The following is a 19,686-nucleotide window of genomic DNA, read 5'->3' on the forward strand; positions in this document are numbered from 1 at the left end:
CGGGCGGCCGGAGGGTCCGGCTCCCGCCCGGCGCCGGGTCAAACCTCCAGTTGCCCAAGATCACTGCATCGAGGTAATGGCCTCGGCGTTTCAAGGTCAACCGGGTGAGCCGCTGGTTACTGTTCCCCGAGATCTGGACGGATTCCCGGATATTCGCCCCCTTTTTTTCCTTTTCACCGGTGACGTACCCCTGTGTCCGTCCCCGCGCTTACGAAGGAGAGCTCGCCCTCATGACCGTTGACACCAGCCCGGAAGCGCAGCTGGATCCGCCGCAGCAGTCCAGCCTGAGCACGGCGGCCGCCCGCAACCTTGCCTCCACGACCAAGTCCGCCCCGCAGATGCAGGAGATCACCTCCCGGTGGCTGCTGCGGAGCCTGCCCTGGGTGGAGACCAAGGGCGGCACCTACCGCGTCAACCGCCGGCTGACCTACACCGTCGGCGACGGACGCATCGAGTTCGTCCAGGACGGTGCCTCGGTGCGGGTGATCCCCCGGGAGCTCGGGGAACTGGCCCTGCTGCGCGGTTTCGACGACCTGGAGGTGCTGACCGCCCTCGCCGGCCGGTGCGTCCAGCGCGACTTCCGCGCCGGTGAGGTGCTCGTCGAACGCGGCGCCCCGGCCGACCGGATCCTCATGATCGCGCACGGCCGCGTCAGCCAGACCTCCCTCGGCAAGTACGGCGACGAAGTGGCCGTCGCCACGCTCGCCGACGGCGACAGCTTCGGCGAGAACGCCCTCCTCGACGGAGACGCCGACTGGGACTACACGGCCACCGCCGAGACCCCGGGCACCCTGCTCAGCCTCTCCCGCGAGGACTTCGCGGCCCTGACGTCCTCGGCGCCCAGCCTCCAGGCCCACATCCAGCGGTTCAGCTCGCTCCCGCAGCAGCGGCAGAATCGTCACGGCGAGGCCGAGATCGCGATGTCGGCCGGCCACACCGGCGAGTACGAGCTGCCCGGCGCCTTCGTCGACTACGAGCTCAATCCCCGCGAGTACGAGCTCTCCGTCGCGCAGACCGTCCTGCGGGTCCACACGAGGGTCGCCGACCTCTACAACGGCCCGCACAACCAGACCGAGGAACAGCTCAGGCTCACCATCGAGGCGCTGCGCGAGCGCCAGGAGCACGAGCTGATCAACAACCGGGAATTCGGCCTGCTCCACAACGCCGACTTCAAGCAGCGGATCCAGACCCACTCCGGCCCGCCCACCCCGGACGACCTCGACGAGCTGCTGTGCCGCCGCCGCGGGACCAAGTTCCTCTTCGCCCACCCCAAGACCATCGCGGCGATCGGACGCGAGTTCAACGCGCGCGGGCTCTACCCGGACCACGTCGACGTCGGAGGTCAGCAGGTCCCGGCGTGGCGCGGAGTGCCGATCCTGCCCTGCAACAAGATCCCCATCAGCAAGGAGAACACCAGCTCCATCCTCGCGATGCGCACCGGCGAGGACAACCAGGGCGTCATCGGCCTGCGCCAGACCGGTCTGCCCGAGGAGTACGAGCCGGGCCTGTCGGTGCGCTTCATGGGCATCAACGAGCAGGCGATCATCTCCTACCTGGTCACCACCTACTACTCCGCCGCCATCCTGGTGCCCGACGCCCTCGGCGTCCTCGAGAACGTACAGATCGCCCGCAGGCGCGACTAGCGGACCCGCCCCCGGCCGCAGCGGCCCGGCATCACCCCGGACGGGCCGCGCGCGCCCGGGATCCGGGCCACCTCACCCACCTCACCAAGGAGTCACGGATGCCCGAGCCCGGGCCTTCCCCTCTGCAGTCGGGCCTGCCCTCCGCCGCGGCGCACCTCGGGGCGCACGGCCTCCCCAACGTCCTGAGTGCGGGCCGCGCCCCGGGCCACGCCCCCGTCGCCGGGGCGGCGGCCGCCGGGGCCGTCGTGGCGGCACCGGCCGCCGAAGCCCCCGTCGCCGCCCGCCCCGCCCTGCCGACCGCACCCGTCCTGCCCTTCGGCACCGCCCCCGCCCCGGGAGCGGTACCCGCACCCGCGGAGGACGCCGCGGCGGTGGGGCAGGCGGACCCCGCCGCCCTGCAGCGGATCCTGCGCGGGCCCGGCGGCCTCGGCACGGCCGCCCTGCACCTGGCCCCGCCCGCGCAACCGGCGGCACCCGCCGCGCCGGCGGCGGGACGGCCCGTCCCGGGCCTCTACCACCACCCCGTGCCGGAGCCGGACCCGGTACGGGTCGAGGAGGTCAGCCGCCGCATCAAACGCTGGGCGGTGGACGAGGTCCAGGCGTACCCCCCGGAATGGGAGGACCAGTTCGACGGCTTCTCCGTGGGCCGCTACATGGTCGCCTGCCACCCGGACGCGCCGACCATCGACCACCTGATGATCGCCACGCGGCTGATGGTCGCCGAGAACGTCGTGGACGACGTCTACTGCGAGGACCACGGCGGCTCGCCCGTCGGTCTCGGCGGAAGGCTCCTGCTGGCGCACACCGCCCTCGACCCCCTCCACACGACGCGGGAGTACGTGCCGGCGTGGGAGGAATCGCTCCTCTCGGACGCCCCGCGGCGCACCTACCGCTCGGCCATGGAGTACTTCGTCCGGGCGGCCACCCCCTCCCAGGCCGACCGGTTCCGGCACGACATGGCCCGGCTGCACATGGGGTACCTCGCCGAGGCCGCCTGGGCCGAGACGGAGTACGTCCCGGAGGTGGCCGAGTACCTGGCGATGCGCCAGTTCAACAACTTCCGGCCCTGCCCCACCATCACCGACACCGTCGGCGGCTACGAACTCCCCCCGGAGCTCCACGCCCAGCCCGCCATGCAGCGGGTCATCGCGCTCGCGGGGAACGCCGCGACCATCGCCAACGACCTCTACTCGTACACCAAGGAACTCGCCTCCCCCGGCCGGCACCTGAACCTGCCCGTGGTGATCGCCGAACGCGAGGGCCTGTCCGACAAGGACGCCTACCTGAAGGCCGTTGAGGTCCACAACGACCTGATGCACGCCTTCGAGGAGGAGGCCGCCCGACTGGCCGCGGCCTGCCCCGTACCCACCGTGCTGCGCTTCCTGCGGGGAGTGGCCGTATGGGTCGACGGCAACCACTACTGGCACATGAGCAACACCTACCGCTACAGACTGCCCGATTTCTGGTAAGGACGGACTTATCCGTGACTAGCACTGATCTCACCACCACCTCCCCGGCCGGCTCCCTGCTCATCCCCGCGCCGAGCACCCCCTACCAGGGGGACATCGCCCGCTACTGGAACGACGAGGCCAGGCCCGTGAACCTGCGCCTGGGCGACGTCGACGGCCTTTACCACCACCACTACGGCATCGGCGACATCGACCACGCCGCCCTCGGTGACCCCGCGGACAGCGCATACGAGAAGAAGCTGATCGCCGAGCTGCACCGGCTGGAGTCGGCCCAGGCCGAACTGCTCCTGGACCACCTCGGCCCCATCGGACGCGACGACACCCTCGTGGACGCCGGCTGCGGCCGCGGCGGCTCGATGGTCATGGCCCACCAGCGCTTCGGGTGCACGGTGGAGGGCGTCACCCTGTCGGCCAAGCAGGCCGACTTCGCCAACCAGCGCGCCCGCGAACTCGGCATCGAGGATCACGTCCGCGCCCGGGTCTGCAACATGCTGGGCACCCCCTTCGAGACCGGGCAGGCCGCGGCCTCGTGGAACAACGAGTCGAGCATGTACGTCGACCTGCACGACCTCTTCGCCGAGCACGCCCGGGTCCTCGCGGTCGGCGGCCGCTACGTGACCATCACCGGCTGCTGGAACCCCCGTTACGGCCAGCCCTCCAAGTGGGTCTCCCAGATCAACGCCCACTTCGAGTGCAACATCCACTCCCGCCGGGAGTACCTGCGGGCCATGGCCGACAACCGCCTCGTCCCGCAGGCGGTCATCGACCTGACCCCCGACACCCTGCCCTACTGGGAGCTGCGGGCCACCTCCTCCCTGGTCACCGGCATCGAGGAGGCGTTCATCAACTCCTACAAGGACGGCTCCTTCCAGTACGTCCTGATCGCGGCCGACCGCGTCTGACCAGGCACTGACGGGGCTCCGGCCGAGCCCCGGCCACCGCCCCGAGGGGCTGGGGGACCGCCAGCCGACGGACCCGGCCCCTCCCCGGCATGTGACCATGGCCCCCGGTCCATCCGCACCACCTGGGGGAAGCATGTCCACCCGCACCACCGCCGCGCGTTCGCTCGCCGCCGCGCTCGCCGTGCTGTTCGTCCTGTCCGGCTGCACCTCACCGGACAAGAGCCCGCGGGCGGCGGACAGTTCCCCCGCGGGCACGGCGGCACCCCCGGCACCGGGCGGCACGGGGGGCGGGTACGAGGGGCCGCGGCCGCAGGACCAGAACCTGCTGGCGTGGACCGGTGACCCCAACGACGCGGGGCACGTCACCGCGCAGTCGGCGGCCGGCGTCGGCGGACGGGTCACCCTGGTCCGGGTCGTCCTGCGCCAGGAGATCACCTGGTCGAACATCTGGCTGGGGCTGGCCGGACTCGACCAGGGGGCCCGCCTGTCCGACTGCTACCTCGGCGTGTACGACGCCACCGGCACCCTGCGCGCGGCCACTCCCGACATCTCCCCGCAGCTGATGACCGACCCCGTCGCCAAACCGCTCGCCCTGGCCAAGCCGTTCACGGCCGCCCCCGGGACCTACTTCATCGCGCTCCTCCTCAACGGCAACTGGGCCACCAACGCCCTCACCCTGAAGTCCACGGGAGCCGGCATCTCGGTCAACGCGGGCCTCACGCCCCCGAACCTGCGCTACAGCACCATCCTGACCGGCCAGAGCTCCCTGCCGCCCACCGTGAACCTCGCCGAGCAGTCCACGAGCACCATCAACACCGGCTGGGGCAGCCAGTGGTACGGGATCTCCTGACCCGGCACCGACGGGCCCGGGCCCGGCCCTGATGACCCCGGTCCCGGCCGGCGGGCGGCACCCGTCCCGCTCGCCGGCCTGGCCGGGGGTCAGGCCGTCACGGCCTCCGGGTGCGCCTGCCGGGCCGGCGCGGCGAGACGGCCCGTGCGGTCGAGTCCGTACAGCGCGGCCGTGCAGCCGAGGCCCAGGACGAACAGGGCCAGCCATGGGAGCGCCGACATCCCGGCCGAGCGGGCCGCGTCCAGCGCCGCCCCGGTGAGCAGGTTGCCGACGGCGATGCCCAGGCCGCAGACCGTGTTGTACAGGCCGTAGTGCGTGGCGACGAGGCGGTCGCCGCAGAGGCGGACAATGGTGTCCATCTCGAAGGGGTACGCGATCATCGTCCCGGCGGCCAGCAGCAGCGCCGACAGCACCGGCGGCACCGCCGCCAGCAGCCGCGTCCCCCACTGCGACTCCGGTGCGGGCAGTGCCGTGGCCGCCAGCAGGGGCAGGAAGGCAACCCCCATGGTCAGCAGGCCCGCCGCCAGCGCCCGGCCCGGCTCCAGACGGGCCTTGCACCAGGCCGTGACCCGGGTCTGGAAGAGGATCGTGCTCAGCCCGGACACCGCGAAGAGCACCGCCACCGAGGCCGTCCCGAAGCCGCCCTCACCGCCGACCCGCCGGACCTCCAGCGGCAGCGCCATGTAGACCTGGAAGGTCATCACGTACGAGCCGATCATCGCCATGGAGAACAGCAGGAAAGGGCGGTTGGCGAGAATCCCGCGCCACTGGACCAGCACCCCCTCCCGGGGGCCTCCGGCGCGCTCGGCGGCGTCGTTGCCACGGCGGGCCGGCAGGGCGCGGATCTGCACGACGCTCAGCACCGCGAAGATCCCCGCCGCCACCAGGCAGGTGACGCGGAAGTCGACGCCCGTCAGCACCATGCCCACCAGCGGGCCCAGCAGGATGCCGGCCTGGTAGAAGACGTTGAACAGGGCGAAGGCCTCCACCCGGCGCTCGCCCGCGTCGGCCGCCAGATAGGCGCGGGTGGCCGGGTTGAACAGGGCACCGGCCAGGCCGGTGGCCGCCGAGGCGGCGATCAGCGCCGGCACGGAGTCGACCAGCCCGAGCGTCGCGAAGCCGGCGATGCGCAGCGCGAGTCCGGTGATGATCATCGGCTTGTAGCCGAGGCGGTCGGCGAGGGTGCCGCCGATCAGGAACATGCCCTGCTGACTGAAGTTGCGCACGCCGAGGATCAGCCCGACGGTCCAGCCGGCCAGCCCCAGCGGCCCGGCCAGGTGCGTGGCGAGGTAGGGCATGAGCATGTAGAAGCCGAGGTTGATGGTGAACTGGTTCACCATCAGCAGCTGGACGCTGCGCTCGTACGTGCGGACCTGCGCGAGGGTGCCCTTCATCACGCCGCGACCTCCGGCGCGCGCAGGGTCAGCGGGTCCACCACGTTCGTGCAGCGGGTCCAGTGGGTGACCTCCTTCTCGTCCAGACGGCCGATCGTCTCGGGTTCGGCGGCGGGGGGCGAGTCCATCAGGCCGTGGGCGGCGCAGTAGTCGTCGTCGTACACGGTGCCGAGGTAGCGCTGCGGGCCGTCGGGGAAGACCGCGGCGATCCGGGTGTCCGCGGGCAGGGTCCGGGCCAGCCAGCCGGCCACGAGGGCGACCGCGCCGACGCTCCAGCCGCCGGCGGCGTAGTGGGACGCGGCGAGCTGGCGGCAGGTCCACACGGCCTCGCCCGGCGCGACCCAGTGCACCTCGGAGAACTGCTCGTACGCGACGTTGCGCGGGTAGATGCTCGAACCGAGACCGCGCATCAGACGGGTCCGCGCGGGCTGGCCGAAGATGGTGGAGCCGACGGTGTCCACGCCCACCAGCTTCAGGTCGGGGTAGAGCTGGCGCAGCACGCGGGAGACGCCCGCCGAGTGTCCGCCGGTGCCGACGCTGCACACCAGGACGTCGATGTGGTGGAGCTCGGTGGCCAGTTCGAGGGCCAGTGGGGTGTACGCGGTGGTGTTGTCCGGGTTGTTGTACTGGTCCGGGCACCAGGAACCGGGGTGCTCCCCCAGCAGCTGGGTGACGCGGTCGCGGCGGGCCTGCTGCCAGCCGCCGGTGGGGTGCGGCTCGGATACGACGTCGACCTGTGCCCCGTACGCCGTCAGCAGGCGGATCATCGACGGTTCCAGGCCGGGGTCGGTGACCAGGGTGACGGGGTGCCCGTGGACCATGCCCGCCAGGGCGAGGCCGAGGCCGAGGGTGCCGCTGGTGGACTCGATGATCCGGGCGCCCGGCTCCAGCTCGCCCCGCGCGCGGGCCCGTTCGACCATGTGCAGGCCGGGGCGGTCCTTGATGCCGCCGGGGTTGAAGCCCTCGAGCTTGGCCCAGAAGCCGCGCCCCGCCGGGGCCAGGGGCTCCGAAACGCGCAGCAGGGGGGTGTTGCCGACCAGCCCGGAGATTCCGGTGCGGGCGGGAGGAGTGACGTCGGTGGCCGAAGAATGCATTGTTCCGCTCTCGTTTGATGGTGCTTCGGGTGGTCGCGCTCGCGGGAATGCCGAGCCGGGGCAGGGCAGGGTCAGCCCGTCGGGCATACGTCAGCCGTTGCGAACGGGCTTACGGGAGCGGACTAGAGCCGCCATCGACAGACGATGGTCAGAGTGGAACGTCCCGAGCGGACGGCCGCCGGTCCGGTGGTGCCCGCGGGGACGGCCCGGGCGGCCGCCGGAGCGGCGCCCGCAGTCGCCGAGGGCCGCGCCGGCCCGGCGGGCAGCGGGGTCGGGGCCTGCGCCGAGGAGGCCGGGGTGGAGGAGGCGCAGCTGGTGCCGTGCCCGGGATGCGGGTGCGCGTGACCCAGCGGTTCTGCGGAAGGTGTCGGTCCCGGCTGCGGCGCGGCTCCAGCGGCTGACGAGCCGTACGAGACGTCGGCGTGCCCCTGCGCGGAGCAGACGAGAGTCGCGGACAGCAGCGCGCCGAGGGTGACGACCACCAGCGTGCGGAACCAGGATGAAAAGGGAGGTAAGGGGCGCGTGAGGGGATGGGGCAACAGAGTTCCTCCGTGCGGCGGGCACCCCACGGCCCGGAGGGCACGGGGGTGGTGGGGATCGCGGGACGGGCCCGGACGGATCCCGGGCCTACACCTGGAGGACGGCGGAGGCTCTGGAGTGCGCCGGGGGCGCTGCTCCGGCCTGGTGGCGGACCGCGCCGTCGTGGCGGGCCCCGTCCCGGTGGGCCGCGAGGACGGCCCGGGCGACGGCCGCCGGCGGGGGAGCGGCGGTCGCGTCGGCCGGGGAGCCGGCCCGGGGAGGCAGGGGGGTGCAGCCGTGGACCGGGTGGGAGGGGTCGTGCCGGTCGGCGGGGGCCGCCGAGACCGGAGTCGTGGTGCCGGACGGCGCCGCCGGTACGGCTGAGCCCGGCACCGGCACGGCGGAGCCCGGCACGGCCGAGCCCGGAATGGTGGACGCGTGGGCGGGGGACGCCGGGGCGGTGGCGTGGGCGGCGCCCTGGGAGCCGGCGCCGTGTGCGCAGAGCAGGCCGATCAGCAGCAGGGCCAGCCCGAGCAGGTGCGCCAGGCCCGCTGAGGTGCGGACCCGCGGCGTACGGGAGGACCGGGCTGTGACCACGCCGTGATCGTAGCTCGCCCCCCGCGTGATGTACGGCCCCGAACCGGACAAACGCCGGCCGCGCCGTGGCCGGGGACGTGCCCCCAGGACCGGGCCCGGCCGGGACCCCGGGGGACGGTTCACCCGGCCAGCTTCCGCGTGTCCAGCGGGAGGTGCCACGCGTTGCGGCGGCGCACGCTCTGCAGCTGCGCCTCCAGCGGGTTCGGCGGCACGGCGAGTACGGGGCACGGCGCGTGCGCCAGGCAGTGGCGGGCCACCGAGGGCCGCAGGGCCCGCAGCAGCCGTCCGCGGCGGCCGGCGCCGACCACCAGCAGGTCGTCGGCGTCCCGGGCGGCGTCGGTCAGGACGGCCCGCGGGGTGCCCCGTACGATCTGCGCGACCAGGGGGACGCCCGGACCGCCCGCCCCGAAAGCGGACACCAGGGCGTCGCGCAGCCGCCCGGCCGCCGCCGCCCGGTACTCGGGGTAGGACTCGCAGGCGCAGGCGTCCGGGCTGCCCGGAGCCCCGCCCGGGGTCTGCCAGGCCAGCACCGCCCACAGCTCCGCCCCGCGCAACCGGGCCTCGTCCGCGGCCCGGTGCAGGGTCGTCGCACTTCCCGGACCGCCGCTCACACCCGCCACTACCCGTCGCCCCACCGCCGGCCCCTCCCGAGTCGCCCGCCGTCCGGCTCCCATTGAACTCCCGCGAGGGCGGCCCGTACGTCAGCGGTGCGTACGGACCCGGCCGGGCGGCGTCAAGTTCCCGTCAGAAAGGGACGGCCGCGCTCCGCTACCTGCCCGAGGAGCCGCCGTTCCGGCAGGGGCGGTGCGCCGGGAGCTGATCCGGTGCCGTCGGCAGGACCGCTCGCAGGCGGGCACCGCGGGCCGAGGGTTCGGCGGTGAGGGTGCCCCCGTGATGGGCGGTCAGGTCGCGGGCGATGGCGAGGCCCAGCCCGGCGCCGCCGTGGTCGCGGCTGCGGGCGTCGTCCAGCCGGGTGAACCGTTCGAAGACCCGCTCCCGGTCGTCGGGCGGGATGCCGGGACCGTCGTCGAGGACCTCCAGTACGGCGGTCCGCGTCCCGGAGCCGCCGGTGGTGGTCAGGACGATCTCCACCCTCCGGCCGGCGAACCGCTGGGCGTTGTCGAGCAGGTTGGTCACCACCCGGGTCAGCCACAGCTCGCTGCCCTCCACCGTCACACCGCTCTCCAGCTCCATCCGTACGGGGACCCGGTCGCCCAGCCGTGACTCCACGGCGGAGCGCACCACGGCACCCAGGTCCAGGCGGACCGCCGCGACGGGCCGGGCCGCGTCGATCCGGGCCAGCAGCAGCAGGTCGGACGCCAGGTGCTGGAGCCGCTCGGTGTCCTCGAGCGCCCCGCCGATGAGCTCCGGCCACAGCTCCGGGTCCCGGACGGCCAGGGCCACCTCCAGTTGGGTGCGCAGCACGGTGAGCGGGCTGCGCAGTTCGTGCGAGGCGTCGGCGATGAACTGGCGCTGACGGTTCCCGGAGGACTCCAGCCGGTCCAGCGTGGCGTTCATCGTCTCCGCCAGCCGGGCCACCTCGTCACGGGTGGGCGGCACCGGGACCCGGCGGTGCAGGTGCCGGTCGGTGATCTCGGCGACCTCCGCGCGGATCGCCTCGACGGGCCGCAGGGCGCGGCCGGTCACCCGCCAGGTGACCAGGGCCACCGTGGCGAGGAGCAGCGGCCCGCCGACCGCGAGGGCGGCGGCGGTGGTGTCGTCCGCCGCGTCCACATCACGCAGCGAGGTGCCCACGTACACCGTGACCAGGCCCTGCGGGGTGTCCGTGGTGAGCTGTACGACCCGCAGCCGGTGTTCGCCGCCGAGCGGCCGGACCCGCCAGGTGTGGAAGGCGGTGCCGGGGCCCGACCGCCCGCCGGGGCCCAGCGCGGGCGCGCCGGCCAGGTTCGGGGTGGCCCGCAGCACCCGGCCGCGCGCGTTGACCACCTGGACGAAGTCGGCGCCGGGCAGCGGTGCGCGCATCCGGTCGAGGCCGCCGCCGGCCGCGAGCCGCGCGATGGCCACGGCCTGCCGTTCGGCGTCGCGCTCGGCGTTGCGCAGCAGGTTGGCCTCCAGCAGCCCGATCAGCGCGAACGAGGCCAGGGCGAGGGCCGCCGCCACCACGAGGACGGCGCCGGCGGTGGCGCGTCCGCGGACGGTGGTGGGGCCGATCCGGCGCAGCAGGCGGCGTACGGGTTCGCGTACGGGACCGAACGGGCGGGGTGCGCGGGTCTGCGGGCGCGTCCCCGGAGGCGCCTTCGGGCGGGGCTCAGCCACCGTCCGCCGCCAGCCGGTATCCGGCGCCGCGCACGGTCTCCAGGGCGAACCGGCCGAACGGCGCGTCGATCTTCCGGCGCACCGCGCTGACGTGCACCTCGACCACGTTCGGATCACCGTCGAAGGCGCTGTCCCACACCTGTTCCAGGATCTCCCGCTTGGGCACCACCTCGCCGGCGTGCCGGGCCAGGTACTCCAGCACGGCGAACTCCCGGGCGGTCAGCCGTATCTCCGTTCCTCCCCTGGAGCACAGGTGGCGCGCCGGGTCCACCAGCAGGTCGCCGAACTCCATGGTCCGCGGGACCCGGCGGCCCGTGCGCCGGGCCAGCGCGCGGAGGCGGGCGACGAGCACGAGGTAGGAGAAGGGCTTGGAGAGGAAGTCGTCGGCGCCGGTGTCCAGGGCCTCGGCCTCGTCGTACTCGCCGTCCTTCGCCGTGAGCATCAGGATCCCGGACTCGTTGCCGGCCGCGCGCAGCCGGGCGCAGACCCGGTAGCCGTTGAGGCCGGGCAGCATGATGTCCAGCACGATGAGGTCGTAGTCGTGCTCGCAGGCCATCCACAGGCCCTGCGGCCCGTCGTGGGCCACGTCCACCGAGAAGCCCTCCGACTGGAGCCCCCGCTGGAGGGCGAGGGCCAGTCGTCGTTCGTCCTCCACCACCAGTACGCGCATGCCGCCCAGGGTCTCAGGTGGGGTCCGGGCTTTGCTGAAGGGGTCTTCAGGTGGCTTCAGGTGGGCTTCAGCATCGCCTCGGCATGCTCGGCGGCGAGCCGGGTGCGGTGCCCGGTTGTGCCTGAGGAGTCCCGCCATGTCTGAGTCCTTCCCGCAGCCCGAGCAGCCCGAGCAGCCCACGCGTGCCGCCGAGCCGGCGCGGCCCGCGCAGCAGCCGGCGAAGTCCCCGCGCCAGGGGCTGGGCGCGGCCGTCACCCGGGGCGCGGCCGCGCGCTGGGCGCTCGGCGTCGGCGCGGTCGCGGTGATCGTGGGCGGCGGGGTGGGGGGGGGGGGGGGGGGGGGGGGGGGGGGGGCGCGCCGCCCCCCCCCCCCCCCCCACGACGACCACGGGGACCGGGCCGCCGCCCGCCACCTCGTCCGGTCGGAGCCCGGCCGCGAGCACGCCCTCAAGGGCGGCCCCAAGGCCGTACGGGAAGGCGCCGGCCCGGCGCGCGGGGGCTTCGCGAAGCACGACCCGGCGGCGCCCGTGCCGCTGCCCGCCCTGCCCATCGGGCAGGCGGCGGAGAAGGCGGCCGCGGCGGTGGAGGGCGGCAAGGTCGCGGGCCTGCGCGCGGTCGCCCAGGAGGGTGGCGGCAGCGCCTGGCTGGCGGTCGTCCTGGGCCCGGACGGCGTCCGCCACGCGGTGACCGTGTCCGGCTCCGACGGCTCGATCACCTCCAACGTCCCGCGGAACCACCGGTAGGCCGCGCCTTCCGGCCCCCTGGCCCACAACGGCCGTCCCCACCGCCCGGCTGTCCGCGCCCGTCCGGGCCGGCGGGCGCCCCGGCCGGTTGCGGCGCCCGCCCGGCCGGCGGTGGGAACACGTCCGGTGGCCGGGTCCGCCGTGCCGCGCCGGGTGGTACGCCTCCCCGCCGACGGCCGCTCCGTCACCCACCCCGCCCGCGCGGCCGGCGCCGTCACCGGCCGGGAGAGGGAGGACCGGCATGACCGCGTTCCGTCGCGCCGACTGCGGTACGGCCGTCACCGCCGAGGTGCTGCTGCCGGAGGGGGAGGCCCGCTGCCCTACGAGGCGGAGGCCGGGGCGCGTGGCCGCACGCGCATCCCGCCGGGCCGCTTCGCGTACGACCCCCGGCCTTCCGCGTACTCGTGGGAACCCGGCCCCTCCCGGCAGTCGGGCCGGGTCCCGGCCGGCCCGCCCCGCAGCATCGTCCTCAGCCCGGGCGACGCCCGTGGCATGACTCCCGCCACCTACCTGGGCAGTCGGGGCGGCTGCTGCGGCCCCGACGGCCTGGGCGGCGCCAACCCGCTGTGCACCGGCTGCTCCGACCGGCTCGCGATCGAGAGCGCCGACTGCCGGCCCGCCCAGCAGATCGTCCTCGACCCGCGCCGCGTGAGCGCCGCCCCGGAGCCTGGCCGGCCCGCACCGTGATGTCCGCCCCGCCGGGTGCGCGCAGAATGAAGGGGAGCGGCGGGCCCCCCGCCCCGCGCGGGCGGTACGGGGACTGGGCGCGCCCCGGGCATGAGGAGGCTTCCGGTGCCGTCGGAGCAGGCGGGGGGCGCGGGGACTGCCGGCCCGATCCGGTCGGAGCCGGGGTCCCTGCTGGAGCACGTGGCGGTGGCCGTCTTCGGCATGGACGCGGCCGGCCGGATCCGCTTCTGGGGCCCCGGCGCGCGGGAACTCTTCGGCCACGAGGCCGCCGACGTGCTGTCCCGGCCGGCCGCCGGGCTCTTCCCCCCGCCCCCCGAAGGCACCCCGGGGGCGGCCGAACGGCTGGCGGAACGCGCCCTGGCCCTCGGGTACTGGCGGGTGCGGCTGCCCGCCCTGCACCGGGACGGCTCGGTCTTCGACTGCGGGTTCCGGGTCTTCCCGGTCGCCGGCGACGCCGACGCGGTGATCATCGGGCTGGCCAGCAGGGGAGACGAACTGGACCGGGTGAAGACCAACCTCGCCTTCCTCGACGCCCTCTTCGAGACCTGCCCCATCGGCCTGGTCATGCTCGACCAGGACCTGCGCTACGTCCACCTCAACCAGGCCCTGGCCGACATGGACGGGCTGCCCGTCGCCGACCACCTCGGCCGCGCCACCGACGAGATCATGCTCACCTCCGACGGAGGAGAGTTCCAGCGCATGCTGCGCGCCGTGGCCGACGAGGGCCGGCCCCTCGTCGGCGCCCTGGTGGGGCTGCGCACACCCGGCCGCCCCGACCGCGACCAGGTCCGGTCGGTCAGCCTGTTCCCGCTCAGCCGCTCCGGCGGGACCCGCCCCGGGGTCGGCGGCCTGCTCGTGGACGTCACCGACCGGGAACGGGCCCTGCTGGAGGCCACCGAGGCACGCCAGCGCCTGGCCCTGCTGGACCGGGCCGCCGCCCGCGTCGGCACCACCCTGGACGTGGACACCACCGCCCGGGAGCTGGTCGACGTGGCCGTACCGGCCTTCTGCGACGGCTGCGTGGTCGAGCTGGTGGAGTGGACGAACCCCGCCGAGGCCTTCGACCCGGACCTGCCCCTGCTCACCCGCCGCATCGCCTCCGGCACCGTCCTGCCGCCGCCCGCCCCCGAGCTCGTGGCGGGCCTGGACCGGGTGACGTACCCGCCGGGTTCCGGCATCCACCGGATGCTCGCCACCGGCCGTCCGCTCTGCGCCGAGGTCGACGAGGAGTTCGCGGCCCGGACCGCCTCCCGCCGGGACCGCGCCCGGCTGCTCCTCGACAGCGGTCTGGCCCGCATACTCATCGCCCCCCTCGCCGCCCGGGGCACCGTGCAGGGCATCGCCATGTTCGGCCGCACCGCCGCCCGCCCCGACTTCACCGAGCAGGACCTCAGCCTCGCCGGGGAACTCGCCTCACGCGCCGCCCTGTGCCTGGACAACGCCCGCCTCTACAGCCGGGTCCAGGACATCGCGCTCACCCTCCAGCGCGCCCTGCTGCCCAGCGCCCTGGCCCACAGCGAGCACGTGGCCATCGCCCACCGCTACCTGCCCGGCAGCCGCGCCACCGAGGTCGGCGGCGACTGGTACGACGTGATCGACCTGCCCGGGGACCGGGTCGCCCTCGTCGTCGGTGACGTCATGGGCCACGGGGTGCCCGCCGCCGCCTCGATGGGCAGGCTGCGCATCACCGCCAAGGCACTGGCCCGCCACGGCCCCGACCCCGGACGTCTCCTCGGCGAACTCGACGCGTGCGCCCGCGAGTCCGGAATCGAACTGGCCACCTGCGTGTACGTGGAGTACGACCCGCACACCGGCCGCGCCCGCATCGCGAACGCCGGCCACCCACCGCCCCTCGTGCGCCACCCCGACGGCACCGTCGAGACCCTGGGCGGCGGCCTCGGAATCCCGCTGGGAATCGGCGGGGTCCCCTTCCTCCCGGCCGGGGCCCGCCTCCCCGACGGGGCCGTCCTGGCCCTCTACACCGACGGCCTGATCGAGGCCCGCGGCCGGGACATCGAAACGGGCCTGGACGCCCTGCGGGAGCAACTGGCCGCCGTGGAAGGGGACTTGGAGGAAGAGGTGGACCGCGTCCTGGAGGCCCTGCTGCCCGGCGCGGCCACCGACGACACGGTCCTGGTACTGGCCCGGATCCGCCGCGCGGGGTGACCGGCCCCGTCGCGGCGCTCAGTCCATGCGCAGGGCCGCCGCGAAGTCCATCTTGTCCTCCAGCCGGGCCAGGTTCCGCCCGGTGAGCGACTCGATCCGGCCGATCCGGTACCGCAGCGAGTTCACGTGCAGGTGCAGGGCCTCCCCGCAGCGGGCCCAGGAGCCGTCGTGCTCCAGGAACGTCCGGAGCGTGGTGACCAGTTCGGAGTGGTAGCGCCGGTCGTACGCGTGCAACGGTGCCAGCAGCCGGCGGCTGAAGGCCCGCCGGACCTCCGCCGGGATCAGCGGCAGCAGCGACATGACGTGCGCCGCCATGTCCCCGGTCCCGCGCACGGCGACGGCCTCCCCGTCCGGTCCTGCCGCGACCTGACGGGCGGTGCGGGCCTCCGCCAGCGTGTGGTGCAGGTCGTCCGGCTCCGCCACCGGATCCCCGAGTCCGAGGCCGAGCCGCTCCCCGCCGCGCAGCCCGCGCGGCAGCGCGCCGCACGCGGCCTCCCGGACCGCGTCCGGGGTCAGCTCCCCGCCGGGGTCGACGCGTACGAAGGCCACGGCCTCCCGGCCGTCCAGCGCGGCGGCGACCCCGATGCGCCGCACCGCGCCGGGCCCCAGGCACGCCGGGTGCAGCAGCACCTCCTCCAGGAGGTCCCGCACCGGCGACGGCCCGCCGTCACCCGTCGCGCCGTCCAGCCGGGCCGCGACGGCCTGCCAGCGGGCCTCCCCGGCGGGCCCCTCCGCGGCCAGCCGCCCGGCCGCGTCCCGGACCATCTGCCGTGCCTCCGCCCCGGTGCCGCCGGAGTCCAGCAGCCCGAGCAGCCTCCCGGCGGCCCGCCGGCGCGCGGTGCGGTCGGCGTCACGGCCGCCGCGCTCCACGGCGATCAGTCCGGCCAGCCGCTCCACCAGGCCGATGCGCTCGTCGTGCCAGTCCCCGGTGTCGGCCTCCACCGCGACGGCCCAGTCGGTCAGCGCGGGCCCGGCCCCCGGAGCGGACCGCACCGGGAACAGCGAGTACGGCAGCCCGTGGGCGACCGTACGGTGCGGGGCGCGCCGGCCGGAGCGCTCGGCGGCCAGGAACCGCCCGGCCAGGGCGGCCGCCGTACCCTCCGGCAGCGGCGGCCGGGCGCCGGCGATGAGCCGTCCGGTGGGGGACAGCACATGGGCGCGCAGGTCCAGTTCGCTCAGCAGCAGTTCGAGGAGCGCACCCGCCCCGGCGCCGCTCCCCGGCCGGGAGGCCATCAGCCGCCGGTGCCGGTCCACCAGCGCGGCGAGGTTCCCGACGCGGGCCCCGCTGCGGCCCCGCGCCACGAACTCGGCGACGGGCCCGAAGGGCACGTCCACGCCGACCGCGAACAGCGGCAGCCCGTGCCGGGCGCAGGCCCGCACCAGCTCGTCCGGGACGTGCCCGAACTCCGCCTCGCCCGCGCCGAGGGCCACGGCGCCCGCCTCCACGATGATCCGTACGAAGGCATCGGCGCGCCCGAGGTCCTGCCGCAGCCACACCAGCCCCGACAGCACCAGGTCCCCCGGGGAGACGAACCGCCCCGGGTCCGGCAGGTCGATGGTCACGGCGGCGAGCACGGGCCGCTCCAGCCCGTCCTCGCCGCCGAGCAGCCGGAACGGAGCCGGGCCGCCGGACAGGATCACATCGCGCAACTGCATGGCCACAGCCTGCCATGCGCGTGCGGGGCCCCAACTGGCGCCCGGAGCAACCACTTGCGGCTTACGACTGCCCCAGGATCCGGGCCGCGGTCTCCCGCATCTCGACCTTGCGGACCTTCCCGGTGACCGTCATGGGGAACTCGTCCACGACGTGGACGTAACGCGGGATCTTGAAGTGGGCCAGGCGGCCCGCGCAGTACGCGCGGACCGCCTCCGCCGTCAGCGGCTCGGCCCCCTCGCGCATCCGCACCCACGCCATCAGCTCCTCCCCGTACTTGGCGTCCGGGACGCCGATGACCTGGACGTCCAGGACGTCGGGGTGGCCGTGGAGGAACTCCTCGATCTCACGCGGGTAGAGGTTCTCGCCGCCCCGGATCACCATGTCCTTGATCCGGCCCGTGATGCTCAGGTAGCCGTCCGGGTCCATGACCGCCAGGTCGCCGGTGTGCATCCAGCCCTCCGGGTCCACGGCCTCCGCGGTCTTCTCCGGCTCGCCCCAGTAGCCGAGCATCACGGAGTAGCCGCGGGTGCACAGCTCGCCGGGGGTGCCGCGGGGCACGGTGGCACCGGTCTCCGGATCGATCACCTTGACCTCCAGGTGCGGGCCGACGCGGCCCACCGTGGTGACCCGCCGCTCCACGGAGTCGTCCACGCGGGTCTGCGTGGACACCGGAGAGGTCTCCGTCATGCCGTAGCAGATGGACACCTCGGCCATGCCCATCCTCTCGATCACCTCGTTCATCACCTCCACCGGGCAGGGCGAGCCGGCCATGATCCCGGTCCGCAGGCTCGACAGGTCGTACCCGTCGAAGCCGGGAGCGGCCAGTTCGGCGATGAACATGGTCGGCACCCCGTACAGGGAGGTGCACGCCTCCGCCTCCACCGCGGCCAGTGTGGCGGCGGCGTCGAAGACGGGCGCCGGAATCACCATCGCCGCGCCGTGGCTGGTGCAGGCGAGGGCGCCCATGACCATGCCGAAGCAGTGGTAGAAGGGCACCGGCACGCACACCCGGTCCCGCTCGGTGTAGCCGCACAGCTCCCCGACGAAGAAGCCGTTGTTGAGGATGTTGCGGTGGGAGAGGGTCGCCCCCTTCGGGAAGCCCGTGGTGCCCGAGGTGTACTGGATGTTGATCGGGTCCCGCGGGTCGAGCGCCGCCGCGGCCCGCTCCAGGTCCGCCGGGTCGCCCTGGGCGCCGCGCTCCAGCAGCGCGTCCCACAGCGGACCGCCCAGCAGGACGGTGAACTCCAGGCCGGGACAGCGCGGCCGGACCTCCTCGATCATCGCCGCGTAGTCGGAGCTCCTGAAGCGCTCCGCGGCGACCAGCAGCCGGATCCCGGACTGGTTCAGCACGTACTCCAGCTCGTGCGAGCGGTACGCCGGATTGACGGTGACCAGGACCGCCCCGATCTTGGCGGTGGCGTACTGCACCAGGGTCCACTCGGCGCGGTTCGGGGCCCAGACGCCGACCCGGTCGCCCTTGGCGATGCCGAGGTTCAGCAGGCCCAGGGCGAGGGTGTCCACGTCGGCGGTCAGCTCCGCGTACGTCCACCGGCGCCCGGCGGCCACGTCCACGAGGGCGTCGCGGTCCGGGAAGCGGCGCGCGGTGCGGTCGAGGTTGTCCCCGATCGTCTCGTCCAGCAGCGGGACCGGGGAGCTTCCTGACGCATGGCTGGGCGCGACGGACACGTGTACCTCCACGACTCTGCGGCCCGGCGGGGCCGGCGGGTGCGGCCATGATCCTCTTCCGGCGTCCCGGGAGGCTACCCCCCGGAGCACCCCACTTGATCGAGCACGTGTTCGAGTCCGGGGGTAGGCTGGTCGTATGCGCGCACTCCAGGGCTCCCTCTTCGACCAGACCGACGAGATCCGGCTCGGACCGCTCTCACCGGTCCGGAGGACCGTGCTCGGAGCCGGAGCCTGGGTCGACCACCTGCCGGGCTGGCTCACGGGGGCCGACGCCCTGTTCGAACGGCTCGCCGCCGAGGTGCCCTGGCGCGCCGAGCGGCGCCAGATGTACGACCGCGAGGTGGACGTGCCCCGGCTGCTGGCCCACTACCGGGAGGGCGAGCCGCTCCCGCACCCCGTGCTCACCGAGGCCCGCGACGCACTCGGCCGGCACTACGCCGCCGAACTGGGAGAGCCCTTCGTCACCGCCGGGCTCTGCCTCTACCGCGACGGCCGCGACAGCGTCGCCTGGCACGGCGACCGCACCGGCCGCTCCTCCACCGAGGACACCATGGTCGCCATCCTCTCCGTCGGCGACCCCCGCGACCTCGTCCTGCGCCCGCGCGACGGCGGCCCCACCCTGCTGCGGCTGCCGCTGGGCCACGGCGACCTGGTCGTGATGGGCGGCTCGTGCCAGCGCACCATGGAACACGCCGTCCCCAAGACGACGCGGGCCGTCGGCCCCCGGATCAGCGTCCAGTTCCGCACCCGCGGCGTAATGTGAGGCCATGCGCAGCGGGAGCCGTCTGAGGGCCTGGTCCTCATCGCTGCCGCCCGCCGCGGGCGGAGCCGTCATGGCCTCCGGGATCCTGTCCGTCGGCCTGGAGCTCACCGGCCGCACCCGGCTCTCCCTCGCCGCGTTCGCCGTCGCGGTCGCCCTGTGGCTCGTACTGGCCGCCGACTTCGCCGCCCGGCTCATCGGCGACCGGGGCCGCTTCCGGACCGAGGCCGACACCCCGGCCGCCCTCACCGCCGTCGCCGCGACCACCGTGCTCGGCGCCCGCGTCTCCCAGCTCGGCCGGCAGCGCGAGGCCGCCGCCCTGCTCGCGCTGGCCGCCCTGCTGTGGCCCGGGCTCCTCACCGCCGTCGTACGGCACTGGCGCCGCCGCATGCCCGGCGCCGCCTTCCTCGTCTGCGTCGCCACCCAGGGCCTCGCCGTCCTCGCTGCCGCCCTGGCCGCCGCCACGGACCTCCACTGGCTAGGTGTATTGACCCGCAGCGTTGTTCACGCGGCTGATGGGTGGCATGCCGCCCAGTGCGGTGTGGCAGCGGTGGTGGTTGTAGGTGTGGAGGA

The 19,686-nt window shown here is 74.7% G+C and carries 17 protein-coding genes and 1 pseudogene; 10 read left to right on the forward strand and 8 right to left on the reverse strand.

Annotation, left to right across the window (positions count from 1 at the left end; all coding sequences use genetic code 11):
- The first annotated feature begins 230 nt into the window (after nucleotides 1-230).
- From ACFY7H_RS03025 to ACFY7H_RS03040, 4 genes are all read left to right on the forward strand, one after another.
- Entirely contained in the window at nucleotides 231-1,643 is a 1,413-nt protein-coding gene (locus ACFY7H_RS03025; RefSeq protein ID WP_388932163.1) for a family 2B encapsulin nanocompartment shell protein, read from the forward strand.
- Nucleotides 1,644-1,741: 98 nt separating this feature from the next.
- Nucleotides 1,742-3,112 carry a family 2 encapsulin nanocompartment cargo protein terpene cyclase gene (locus ACFY7H_RS03030; RefSeq protein ID WP_388932166.1) on the forward strand — a complete coding sequence of 457 codons (1,371 nt, stop codon included), beginning with the start codon at nucleotides 1,742-1,744 and terminating at the stop codon, nucleotides 3,110-3,112.
- Nucleotides 3,113-3,126: 14 nt separating this feature from the next.
- On the forward strand, nucleotides 3,127-4,014 hold the full coding sequence (locus ACFY7H_RS03035) for a geranyl diphosphate 2-C-methyltransferase (protein ID WP_388932169.1): 888 nt from the start codon (nucleotides 3,127-3,129) through the stop codon (nucleotides 4,012-4,014).
- Between the two features lie 133 nt (nucleotides 4,015-4,147).
- Nucleotides 4,148-4,864, forward strand: a complete 717-nt coding sequence (locus tag ACFY7H_RS03040; protein ID WP_388932171.1) for a hypothetical protein — start codon at nucleotides 4,148-4,150, stop codon at nucleotides 4,862-4,864.
- 89 nt (nucleotides 4,865-4,953) lie between these two features.
- On the opposite strand, the gene ACFY7H_RS03045 is transcribed toward ACFY7H_RS03040, so the two are convergent.
- Together ACFY7H_RS03045 and ACFY7H_RS03050 are read right to left on the reverse strand one after the other, a co-directional pair.
- On the reverse strand, nucleotides 4,954-6,258 hold the full coding sequence (locus tag ACFY7H_RS03045) for an MDR family MFS transporter (RefSeq protein ID WP_388932175.1): 1,305 nt from the start codon (nucleotides 6,256-6,258) through the stop codon (nucleotides 4,954-4,956).
- Complete coding sequence (locus ACFY7H_RS03050; protein WP_388932177.1) at nucleotides 6,258-7,352, reverse strand: PLP-dependent cysteine synthase family protein; 1,095 nt, start codon at nucleotides 7,350-7,352, stop codon at nucleotides 6,258-6,260. Before ACFY7H_RS03050 ends, ACFY7H_RS03045 begins: the two co-directional genes overlap by 1 nt.
- Before the next feature lie 153 nt (nucleotides 7,353-7,505).
- Between ACFY7H_RS03050 and ACFY7H_RS03055 the strand changes: the two genes are divergently transcribed.
- Complete coding sequence (locus tag ACFY7H_RS03055) at nucleotides 7,506-7,697, forward strand: hypothetical protein (protein WP_388932180.1); 192 nt, start codon at nucleotides 7,506-7,508, stop codon at nucleotides 7,695-7,697.
- Nucleotides 7,698-7,979: 282 nt separating this feature from the next.
- Here the strand turns inward: ACFY7H_RS03055 and ACFY7H_RS03060 are convergent, their stop codons facing one another.
- From ACFY7H_RS03060 to ACFY7H_RS03075, 4 genes are all read right to left on the reverse strand, one after another.
- Nucleotides 7,980-8,468 carry a hypothetical protein gene (locus ACFY7H_RS03060; RefSeq protein WP_388932181.1) on the reverse strand — a complete coding sequence of 163 codons (489 nt, stop codon included), beginning with the start codon at nucleotides 8,466-8,468 and terminating at the stop codon, nucleotides 7,980-7,982.
- A gap of 119 nt (nucleotides 8,469-8,587) precedes the next feature.
- The gene (locus ACFY7H_RS03065) at nucleotides 8,588-9,142 is read right to left on the reverse strand and encodes a universal stress protein (RefSeq protein WP_388932184.1); all 555 of its coding nucleotides are present in this window, start codon (nucleotides 9,140-9,142) and stop codon (nucleotides 8,588-8,590) included.
- Between the two features lie 94 nt (nucleotides 9,143-9,236).
- Nucleotides 9,237-10,652, reverse strand: a complete 1,416-nt coding sequence (locus ACFY7H_RS03070; RefSeq protein WP_388932293.1) for a sensor histidine kinase — start codon at nucleotides 10,650-10,652, stop codon at nucleotides 9,237-9,239.
- A gap of 85 nt (nucleotides 10,653-10,737) precedes the next feature.
- A complete protein-coding gene (locus ACFY7H_RS03075; protein WP_388932186.1) occupies nucleotides 10,738-11,415 on the reverse strand; it encodes a response regulator transcription factor in 678 nt (225 codons plus the stop codon).
- Between the two features lie 136 nt (nucleotides 11,416-11,551).
- Between ACFY7H_RS03075 and ACFY7H_RS03080 the strand changes: the two genes are divergently transcribed.
- The 3 genes from ACFY7H_RS03080 to ACFY7H_RS03090 all read left to right on the forward strand — a co-directional run bounded on the left by ACFY7H_RS03080 (nucleotide 11,552) and on the right by ACFY7H_RS03090 (nucleotide 15,010).
- On the forward strand, nucleotides 11,552-12,157 hold the full coding sequence (locus ACFY7H_RS03080) for a hypothetical protein (RefSeq protein WP_388932188.1): 606 nt from the start codon (nucleotides 11,552-11,554) through the stop codon (nucleotides 12,155-12,157).
- Nucleotides 12,158-12,283: 126 nt separating this feature from the next.
- Nucleotides 12,284-12,844 (forward strand): hypothetical protein, encoded by a 561-nt coding sequence (locus ACFY7H_RS03085; RefSeq protein ID WP_388932190.1) that lies wholly within the window; start codon nucleotides 12,284-12,286, stop codon nucleotides 12,842-12,844.
- A gap of 105 nt (nucleotides 12,845-12,949) precedes the next feature.
- On the forward strand, nucleotides 12,950-15,010 hold the full coding sequence (locus tag ACFY7H_RS03090) for a SpoIIE family protein phosphatase (RefSeq protein ID WP_388932191.1): 2,061 nt from the start codon (nucleotides 12,950-12,952) through the stop codon (nucleotides 15,008-15,010).
- 18 nt (nucleotides 15,011-15,028) lie between these two features.
- Here the strand turns inward: ACFY7H_RS03090 and ACFY7H_RS03095 are convergent, their stop codons facing one another.
- Together ACFY7H_RS03095 and ACFY7H_RS03100 are read right to left on the reverse strand one after the other, a co-directional pair.
- Nucleotides 15,029-16,666: a PucR family transcriptional regulator gene (locus tag ACFY7H_RS03095; protein WP_388932193.1), complete on the reverse strand. Its 1,638-nt coding sequence runs from the start codon at nucleotides 16,664-16,666 to the stop codon at nucleotides 15,029-15,031.
- Nucleotides 16,667-16,727: 61 nt separating this feature from the next.
- The gene (locus ACFY7H_RS03100; RefSeq protein ID WP_388932195.1) at nucleotides 16,728-18,365 is read right to left on the reverse strand and encodes an AMP-binding protein; all 1,638 of its coding nucleotides are present in this window, start codon (nucleotides 18,363-18,365) and stop codon (nucleotides 16,728-16,730) included.
- Nucleotides 18,366-18,489: 124 nt separating this feature from the next.
- On the opposite strand from ACFY7H_RS03100, the gene ACFY7H_RS03105 reads away from it, so the two are divergent.
- Together ACFY7H_RS03105 and ACFY7H_RS03110 are read left to right on the forward strand one after the other, a co-directional pair.
- Complete coding sequence (locus ACFY7H_RS03105; protein ID WP_388932198.1) at nucleotides 18,490-19,116, forward strand: alpha-ketoglutarate-dependent dioxygenase AlkB; 627 nt, start codon at nucleotides 18,490-18,492, stop codon at nucleotides 19,114-19,116.
- 4 nt (nucleotides 19,117-19,120) lie between these two features.
- Nucleotides 19,121-19,594: pseudogene (locus tag ACFY7H_RS03110) on the forward strand (hypothetical protein); the annotation flags it as partial.
- Nucleotides 19,595-19,686 lie beyond the last annotated feature (92 nt).

The sequence above is a fragment of the Streptomyces sp. NPDC012794 genome, from assembly GCF_042901085.1.
Lineage (GTDB): Bacteria > Actinomycetota > Actinomycetes > Streptomycetales > Streptomycetaceae > Streptomyces.

What these genes read in the sequence shown, in the direction of transcription:
- ACFY7H_RS03095 (WP_388932193.1), bottom strand. Translation starts at nt 16,666, where the DNA reads ATGCAGTTGCGCGATGTGATCCTGTCCGGCGGCCCGGCTCCGTTCCGG.
- ACFY7H_RS03045 (WP_388932175.1), bottom strand. Translation starts at nt 6,258, where the DNA reads ATGAAGGGCACCCTCGCGCAGGTCCGCACGTACGAGCGCAGCGTCCAG.
- ACFY7H_RS03050 (WP_388932177.1), bottom strand. Translation starts at nt 7,352, where the DNA reads ATGCATTCTTCGGCCACCGACGTCACTCCTCCCGCCCGCACCGGAATC.
- ACFY7H_RS03065 (WP_388932184.1), bottom strand. Translation starts at nt 9,142, where the DNA reads ATGGGAGCCGGACGGCGGGCGACTCGGGAGGGGCCGGCGGTGGGGCGA.
- ACFY7H_RS03030 (WP_388932166.1), top strand. Translation starts at nt 1,742, where the DNA reads ATGCCCGAGCCCGGGCCTTCCCCTCTGCAGTCGGGCCTGCCCTCCGCC.
- ACFY7H_RS03025 (WP_388932163.1), top strand. Translation starts at nt 231, where the DNA reads ATGACCGTTGACACCAGCCCGGAAGCGCAGCTGGATCCGCCGCAGCAG.
- ACFY7H_RS03075 (WP_388932186.1), bottom strand. Translation starts at nt 11,415, where the DNA reads ATGCGCGTACTGGTGGTGGAGGACGAACGACGACTGGCCCTCGCCCTC.
- ACFY7H_RS03105 (WP_388932198.1), top strand. Translation starts at nt 18,490, where the DNA reads ATGCGCGCACTCCAGGGCTCCCTCTTCGACCAGACCGACGAGATCCGG.
- ACFY7H_RS03080 (WP_388932188.1), top strand. Translation starts at nt 11,552, where the DNA reads ATGTCTGAGTCCTTCCCGCAGCCCGAGCAGCCCGAGCAGCCCACGCGT.
- ACFY7H_RS03040 (WP_388932171.1), top strand. Translation starts at nt 4,148, where the DNA reads ATGTCCACCCGCACCACCGCCGCGCGTTCGCTCGCCGCCGCGCTCGCC.